General features: G+C 70.6%; 5 protein-coding genes and 1 tRNA gene. 4 read left to right on the top strand and 2 right to left on the bottom strand.

Annotation, left to right across the window (positions count from 1 at the left end):
* The first annotated feature begins 241 nt into the window (after nucleotides 1–241).
* The 3 genes from DEI92_RS13630 (at nucleotide 242) to DEI92_RS13620 (ending at nucleotide 3,218) form a co-directional block, all read left to right on the top strand.
* A complete protein-coding gene (locus DEI92_RS13630; protein WP_258370206.1) occupies nucleotides 242–973 on the top strand; it encodes an OBAP family protein in 732 nt (243 codons plus the stop codon).
* Nucleotides 974–1,217: 244 nt separating this feature from the next.
* Entirely contained in the window at nucleotides 1,218–3,170 is a 1,953-nt protein-coding gene (locus DEI92_RS16580; RefSeq protein WP_181434913.1) for a glycoside hydrolase domain-containing protein, read from the top strand.
* Nucleotides 3,134–3,218, top strand: a tRNA-Ser gene (locus DEI92_RS13620). The genes DEI92_RS16580 and DEI92_RS13620 overlap by 37 nt, the downstream gene beginning before the upstream one ends.
* An 8-nt stretch (nucleotides 3,219–3,226) precedes the next feature.
* Here the strand turns inward: DEI92_RS13620 and gap are convergent.
* Nucleotides 3,227–4,246, bottom strand: a complete 1,020-nt coding sequence (gap, locus tag DEI92_RS13615; protein ID WP_111013869.1) for a type I glyceraldehyde-3-phosphate dehydrogenase — start codon at nucleotides 4,244–4,246, stop codon at nucleotides 3,227–3,229.
* A 93-nt stretch (nucleotides 4,247–4,339) separates the two neighbouring features.
* Complete coding sequence (locus tag DEI92_RS13610) at nucleotides 4,340–5,287, bottom strand: GlxA family transcriptional regulator (RefSeq protein WP_111013868.1); 948 nt, start codon at nucleotides 5,285–5,287, stop codon at nucleotides 4,340–4,342.
* A 101-nt stretch (nucleotides 5,288–5,388) separates the two neighbouring features.
* Between DEI92_RS13610 and DEI92_RS13605 the strand changes: the two genes are divergently transcribed.
* Entirely contained in the window at nucleotides 5,389–6,879 is a 1,491-nt protein-coding gene (locus DEI92_RS13605; protein WP_181434911.1) for an MFS transporter, read from the top strand.
* Nucleotides 6,880–7,172: the final 293 nt, after the last annotated feature.

Here is a 7,172-nt window from a genome sequence, read left to right as displayed (position 1 = left end):
GTGTATAAGAGACAGTTCCGGTGCATCCGCCGCCGACCACCCACCCCCGAAAGACCGCCTGTTCCCGACAGCGCGGCGGTCGCACGACAACGGGGGAGTCGGCGGCGGATGCACCGGAACGGGCGCCCCCGCGGGTCCGAGTCCTGGGCCCGCCCGGCGACGACCCGCGGCGCGCCCTGGGGCGACGCGCAGGCAGCGCGGAGTGCGATGAGCACGAGTTCCGAGCCCGAGGAGATGCATCGTGCCCCTGAATCCAGCTGTCGCGAACCGCTCGACCGGTGTCGTGCCTCCCGGCCGGCCCGGCGGGTTCGAACTCGCCCTGCTCGACCGCGGCGCCGACGTCCTGCAGACCACCGCACCGTTGGCCGGGTTCGACGTCTACGTCGTCGGTTTCCACTGCGTCAAGGGGGAGCCGGACCTGCAGATGGAGGCGCACCACTTCTGCAAGGTGGTGAACGCGGACATGCTCCAGTGCGTCCTCTTCGACGGCAACACGCGCGACGCGAACCTGATCGGCATCGAGTACATCGTCTCCGAGGCGTTGTACGGAACGCTCCCCGAGGAGGAACGGGCCGCGTGGCACCCGCACAACCACGAGGTGTTCTCCGGGGAACTCGTCGCGCCCGGACTGCCGGTCGCCATCGAGACGGAGCTGATGGGGCACCTCGTCAACTCGTACGGCAAGACCTGGCACACCTGGCACAGCACGCCGATGGGGGAGCACCCGCCGCAGCCGTTGCCCCTCGGCGACCCGATGCTCATGTGGTCGTTCAACCGCGAGGGCGAGGCCGACGAGGCCCTGCGTCGGGACCGCAACGCCGCGATGCACACGGACCCCGAGCCGCGGAAGGCGTCCCGGGCGAAGTACCTCGACCGGGCGCATCCGCAGCAGGGGGTCGCGACGATGCGCGACGCCTTCAGCGGGACGAGTCCGACTCCCGGCGTGATCGACGCGCAGGACGGGCGCCCCTGACCCGCTGGCCGCGACCTGCGCGCGCAGTGCGACCCTGAGGCTCCGGAACGGTGTCCGCCCTTGTGCGGACCTGCCCCCCGTTCGTGGGGGACGATCCGTGCGGAATGCTTCACTCCACCCGTTCCCCGGGTCCAGCATGACGCCATCCAGTTGATAGCGACGTCACTGCGATCGGGGTTCGACCGTGGCGTGCGCCGCTGCGATCGAAGGGGAACCCTTGTCGAAATTCCGTCGACCTCCAGCAGTGTTGCTGGGGGTCTCCGTCGCGGCGCTCGCCGCAGCGGCCCTCGTGCCGTCCGGCGTCGCGCAAGCGGCGCCCACATACGTCAGCGACCCCGCGTCCCTGGTGGACCCGATCATCGGGACATCCGGCGCGGTGGACGATTTCCCCGGGGCCGACGTGCCCTTCGGGATGGTCCAGTGGAGCCCGGACACGCCGTCCCGGCCAGCTGGCGGCGGCTACGAGTACAACGACTCGTCGGTGACCGGCTTCAGCCTGACGCACATCTCCGGTCCCGGGTGCGCCGCGTCGGGTGACATCCCGATCCTGCCGACGAGCGGCTCGGTCGGTGCATCGCCGGACGCCGCGACGCTCCCGCTGGACCACGCCGCGGAGACTGCGCACGCGGGCTCCTACGAGCTGACCGCGGGTGGGATCACGAGCGAGCTCACCTCGACGCTCCGCACGGGAGCGGGCCGGTTCACGTTCCCCAAGGACGCGCAGGCGAACCTCCTCCTCAAGCTGTCCGACAGCGCAGCGGGTTCCTCGGCGACCAGCTTCCGTGTCGTCGGACCGAAGGAGATCCAGGGATCGGTGACGAGCGGGGACTTCTGCGGGGCGACCGACAAGTACACGCTCTACTTCGACATGACCTTCGACCACGCCATCACCGGCTACGGGACCTACCAGGACTCGACGGTGGACGCTGGCGCGAAGCAGGCCACGGTCACCCGGAACCTCGCGCCGCGCAGCCCCTCGGGCAAGGCGGGCACCCTGCAGCCGCGCTCGTCCACCGGGCAGCGGCAGACCGTGCCGAACGTGACCGGCAAGGCCTCGCCCGGCGCGACCGGCGGGGCGGGCGCCACCGCGACCTCCCCGCAGACCAGGTCGCGTGCGGCCGCGCCGCCGGTCGAGGGAGCCGACGGCGCGTACGTCAGCTTCGACACGTCGTCGAAGGCGACCGTGCAGACGAACGTCGGCATCTCCTACGTGAGCACGGCGAACGCCAAGAAGAACCGCACGACCGAGAACGGCACGTTCGCGTTCGACCACGTCGAGAGCGCCGCGACGGCGTCCTGGAACGCGATCTTCTCGAAGATCCAGGTCGGGGGCGGCGACACCGCGGCGCAGAAGACGTTCTACACCGCGATGTACCACGCGCTGCTGCACCCGAACGTCTTCAGTGATGTGAACGGGCAGTACGCCGGCTTCGACGGGCAGGTCCACACCGCTGCGAAGGGACACACCGAGTACGCCAACTACTCCGGCTGGGACATCTACCGCAGCCAGGTCCAGCTCGCCGCCACCGTCGCACCGCAGCAGACGAGCGACTCCGTCCGGTCGATGCTCAACCAGTACGACCAGACGGGACAGCTGCCGAAGTGGGCGCTGAACAACGGGGAGTCGTACGCGGTCGTGCTGGGCATGGGCGTCGTCGTGGTGGCCGACGCGCTCGGGCGTCCGGTGTGGCCGACCGTGGTGGCGGGGTCGGCCGCGGTCGAGGTGCTGCAGCCGGCGAGGGTGACGACGAGAGCGGTCGCGGCGATCAGGACGATCGCGGACCGCGGTGTGGTGGACATCGAGGCGTTCCGTTCCGGGAGACGCCGGTGCCCCGTGACATCCGCTCCACGTCCCCCGACGCTCATCTTGGTGGTTCCGTCGTCGGTGCGCCGCGGCCTGTCGATCACGGTTCCGTCACGCCGATCACGGTTCCGTCACGGGGTGCGGGAGGCGCCTCCCGGCCGTCCCGGCTGCCGCTCGTCCGCCGCATCGCGAGATCGCAGAAGGTGCCGCTCTGGGGGTGCTCAGAGCGGCAACAACTGCGATCTCGACGGGAGGGTCGGCAGGGCGAGCGGCGCGGCTGGCCGAGGCCGTGCCTCCCGGCCGGGAGGCTCGCTAGACTCGCACGCGCCGGTCGCCACCGTCAGGTGGTCCAGCCAGGAGGGTTGTCCGAGCGGCCGATGGAGCTTGTCTTGAAAACAAGTGGGCAGTGATGTCTCGTGGGTTCGAATCCCACACCCTCCGCCGACGGGCTACGCGGCGTGCGCGGCGGCGCGCGCGAGCAGTCCGAGCGCGTCGACCACCCGGTTCGAGAACCCCCACTCGTTGTCGTACCAGGCGACGACCTTGACGTGGCGGCCGCCGTCGACGCGCGTGAGGAGCGAGTCGAACACGCTCGACTCCGGACGTCCCGTGATGTCGGTCGACACGAGCGGGTCCGCCGTGTACGCGAGCACCCCGGCGAGTGGCCCGTCGGCAGCCGCACGGTAGGCGGCGTTCACCTCGTCGACCGTGACGTCACGGGCCACGACGGTGTTCAGCTCGACGATCGACCCCACGGGGACGGGCACCCGGATGGAGTCGCCCGAGAGCTTGCCGTCGAGTCGGGGGAGCACGAGTCCGATGGCCTTCGCGGCGCCGGTGGTCGTCGGGACGATGTTCACGCCCGCGGCCCGCGCTCGCCGGAGGTCCCGATGCGGGCCGTCCTGCAGGTTCTGTTCCTGCGTGTACGCGTGCACGGTCGTCATGAACCCGTGCTCGATGCCGGCGAGGTCGTCGAGGACGCTTGCGAGCGGCGCGAGGGCGTTCGTCGTGCAGCTCGCGTTGCTGACGACGGTGTGCGTGGCCGGGTCGAACGCGTCGGTGTTCACGCCGTAGGCGAGCGTCACGTCCGCCCCGGTGGCCGGTGCGCTCACGAGCACGCGACGGGCGCCCGCCTCGAGGTGCTGCGCAGCGGCCTCCCGTGCCGTGAAGCGGCCGGTCGACTCGAGGACGACCTCGACGCCCAGGTCGGCCCAGGGCAGCGCCGACGGATCGCGCTCGGCGAGCACGCGGATCCGCTGACCGTCGACCACGAGCGTGTCGTCGTCGACCTCCACGGTGCCATCGAAGGGGCCGAGTGCGGAGTCGTAGCGGAACAGGTGGGCGAGGGTCGCGGGTGCGGTGAGGTCGTTGACGGCGACGACCACGAGGTCCTCGCCGCCGCGGGCCAGGAGCGCGCGCAGGGTGTTGCGGCCGATGCGGCCGAATCCGTTGATGCCGATGCGGGTCATGTGGGTTCCTTCCGTTCCTCCGCTCATCGTCATCGAGCCGGGAGGCCCGCTCCAGTGGCAGGAACGTCATGATCCGGGAGGATCGCGCCAGGGCTACTGCTGGAACACGCGACGGTAAGCGGTAGGGGAGATGCCGAGGATCCGCCGGAAGTGCAGACGCAGGTTGGCGTCCGTCCCGAGCCCCACCCGCGCGGCCACCTGGTCGACGGCGAGGTCCGAGCGTTCGAGCAGCTCCCGCGCCAGGTCGACGCGTGCCCGGAGCACCCACTGCATCGGCGTGGAGCCGGTGCTCGCCACGAAGCGGCGTGAGAACGTCCGGGCGGACACGTTCGCGTGCGCGGCGAGGGCGTCGAGCGTCAGGGCGTCGCCGAGGTGACGCAACACCCATTCACGCGTCGTCGCGAAGGTGTCGTCGGTCGGGTCCGGCACGGTCCGTTCGATGTACTGGGCCTGGCCGCCGCTCCGGTGGGGCGCGCTCACGAGCCGTCGGGCGACGTGGTTCGCGAGCCCGACGCCGTGGTCGCGTCGGACGATGTGGAGGCAGAGGTCGATGCCGCTCGCCGCCCCCGCGCTCGTGAGCACCGACCCCTCGTCGACGAAGAGCACGTCCTCGTCCACCTCGACGCCGGGGTACCGGTCCTGCAGCACCCGCGTGTAGTGCCAGTGGGTCGTCGCCCGGCGCCCGTCCAGGAGGCCCGCCGCAGCGAGCGCGAACGCCCCGGTCGAGATCGCGGCGACACGCTTGCCGCGCTCGTGCGCGTCGCGGAGTGCCGTGACGACCTCGGGAGGCGGCGGCGTGTCCGCCGGGAATCGGTACCCGGGCACGAACACGGTCTGCGCCCAGTCGACGGCCTCGAGCCCGCGTCCCACCGCGTACGCGAGGCCGTCCCCGCCGCGGACGGTGCCGACGCTCGGGCCACAGACGCGCACCTCGTACGGCATGCTCGGCCGGTTGGCGAACACCTGGGCGGGGATCCCGACGTCGAGCGGCTTCGCGCCGGGCAACACGAGCACCGCCACACGGTGCGGTCGGACAGCCATCCTGCGACGGTAGCCCGAACCCGCGAACACTCGACGCGCGTCCAGCGTACGGTCACCGGTGCGTGCCGCCGAGGGGCGGCCGTGCGAGGAGGAACACCGACATGAGCAGCACCGGCGCCGTTCGTGATCAGCCGACCAGGAGTCTCGTCCCGGCTCGGATGGATCGCTTGCCCTGGACCCGGTTCCACTGGTCGATCGTGGTCGGCCTCGGGATCTCGTGGGTCCTGGACGGTCTCGAGATCCAGATCGTGTCGAACGCGGGATTCCAGAAGCCGCTCGGCCTCTCGACCCAGGAGGTCGCCGACCTCGGCACGATCTACCTGTTCGGACAGGTCATCGGCGCGCTCGTGTTCGGGCGGCTCTCGGACCGGCTGGGTCGACGGAAGCTGTTCCTCCTGACCCTCGCGATCTACCTGGTCGGCTCGGGCATCGCCGGGTTCGCGCCGGACTTCGCGTTCCTCGCGGTGTTCCGGTTCGTGGCCGGCCTCGGTATCGGTGGCGAGTACGCGGCGATCAACTCCGCGATCGACGAGCTCATCCCGTCGCGGTTCCGCGGACACGTGGACATCGCGATCAACGGCACGTACTGGGGCGGTGCCGCGATCGGTGCGGCCGCGAACATCTACCTGCTCAACACCGCGAACTTCTCGGAGAACGTCGGCTGGCGCATCGGGTTCTTCATCGGCCCGGTGCTCGGCATCCTCATCATCTTCCTGCGGCGACACATCCCGGAGAGTCCGCGATGGCTCATGACCCACGGGCGCGAGCAGGAGGCCGACGACACCGTGACCCGGATCGAGGCCGAGGTCGAGCGGGAGTCGGGCCGACCGCTCGAGCGGGTCGACGAGTCGAAGGCGATGGACGTCACGCCGCTCGACCGCGTCGGCTTCCGCACGATCGTCGGTGTGCTGTTCCGGCAGTACCCCACGCGGACGCTCGTGGGCGCGACCATGATGATCACGCAGTCGTTCCTGTACAACGCGATCTTCTTCACGTACGCGCTCGTGCTCACGAACTTCTACGGCCTGCAGACCTCGCAGACGTCGATCTACTTCTTCCCGTTCGCGATCGGCAACCTGCTCGGGCCGCTCGTGCTCGGTCGCCTGTTCGACACCTGGGGCCGTCGGCAGATGATCTTCCTGACCTACCTGGTCTCGGGGATCGTGCTGGCCGTCTCGGCGTTCCTGTTCCAGGCCGACGCGATCAGCGCCACGTGGCAGACCGTGTTCTGGTGCGTCTCGTTCTTCTTCGCGTCCGCCGGCGCGTCGAGCGCGTACCTGACGGTGAGCGAGATCTTCCCACTCGAGCTGCGGTCGCAGGCGATCTCGTACTTCTTCGCCCTCGCGCAGATCTTCGGCGCGGTCGCGCCCCTCATCTACGGCGCGTTCATCGGCGACGGCTCGAGCCGCACCCCGCTGTTCTGGGGCTACCTCATGGGGGCAGCGATCATGGTGCTCGGTGGTGTGATCGCCCTGATCTTCGGGGTGGACGCGGCGCGGAAGGGCCTGGAGTCCGTCACGCAGCCGCTCTCGGTCGTGGGAGGCGGGGCGCGCACGAGCGACCGCGCCGACCGGGCGCGCGCGCGCCGGTAGGCGCGGCTCCGCGCCGCTCGGGGTTCGACTTCGTACTTCGTATCCCGTATTCAGGATGTTTGGCGCATCGAACGGTCGCCTGGCAGCCTTCCGGTTCGAGCGTGTGGAAGCCACGCGCTCCGGACCAGGGGCGGAGGCGACATGGGGTCAGCGCAGGGCGGAGTCGAACCGGGGCGAGCGCGGGGCATCCAGGTCGGTGCGGTGGCGTGGACGGGTGCGGTGGCGCGGACGGGTGCGGTGGCGCGGACGGGTGCGGTGGCGTGGACGACCGTCGTCGGGGTCGGCCGGCTGGC

This window comes from Curtobacterium sp. MCBD17_034, from assembly GCF_003234515.1.
Classification (GTDB): Bacteria; Actinomycetota; Actinomycetes; order Actinomycetales; family Microbacteriaceae; genus Curtobacterium.
The sequence above is the reverse complement of the archived record's forward strand: the minus strand, read 5'-3'. Positions and strand labels throughout refer to the sequence as shown.

Bases quoted from the DNA above. Each gene is read 5' to 3' on its own strand.
- gap (WP_111013869.1), bottom strand. From the start codon at position 4,246: ATGACCCGCATCGGCATCAACGGATTCGGCCGCATCGGCCGCAACACC.
- DEI92_RS13605 (WP_181434911.1), top strand. From the start codon at position 5,389: ATGAGCAGCACCGGCGCCGTTCGTGATCAGCCGACCAGGAGTCTCGTC.
- DEI92_RS13610 (WP_111013868.1), bottom strand. From the start codon at position 5,287: ATGGCTGTCCGACCGCACCGTGTGGCGGTGCTCGTGTTGCCCGGCGCG.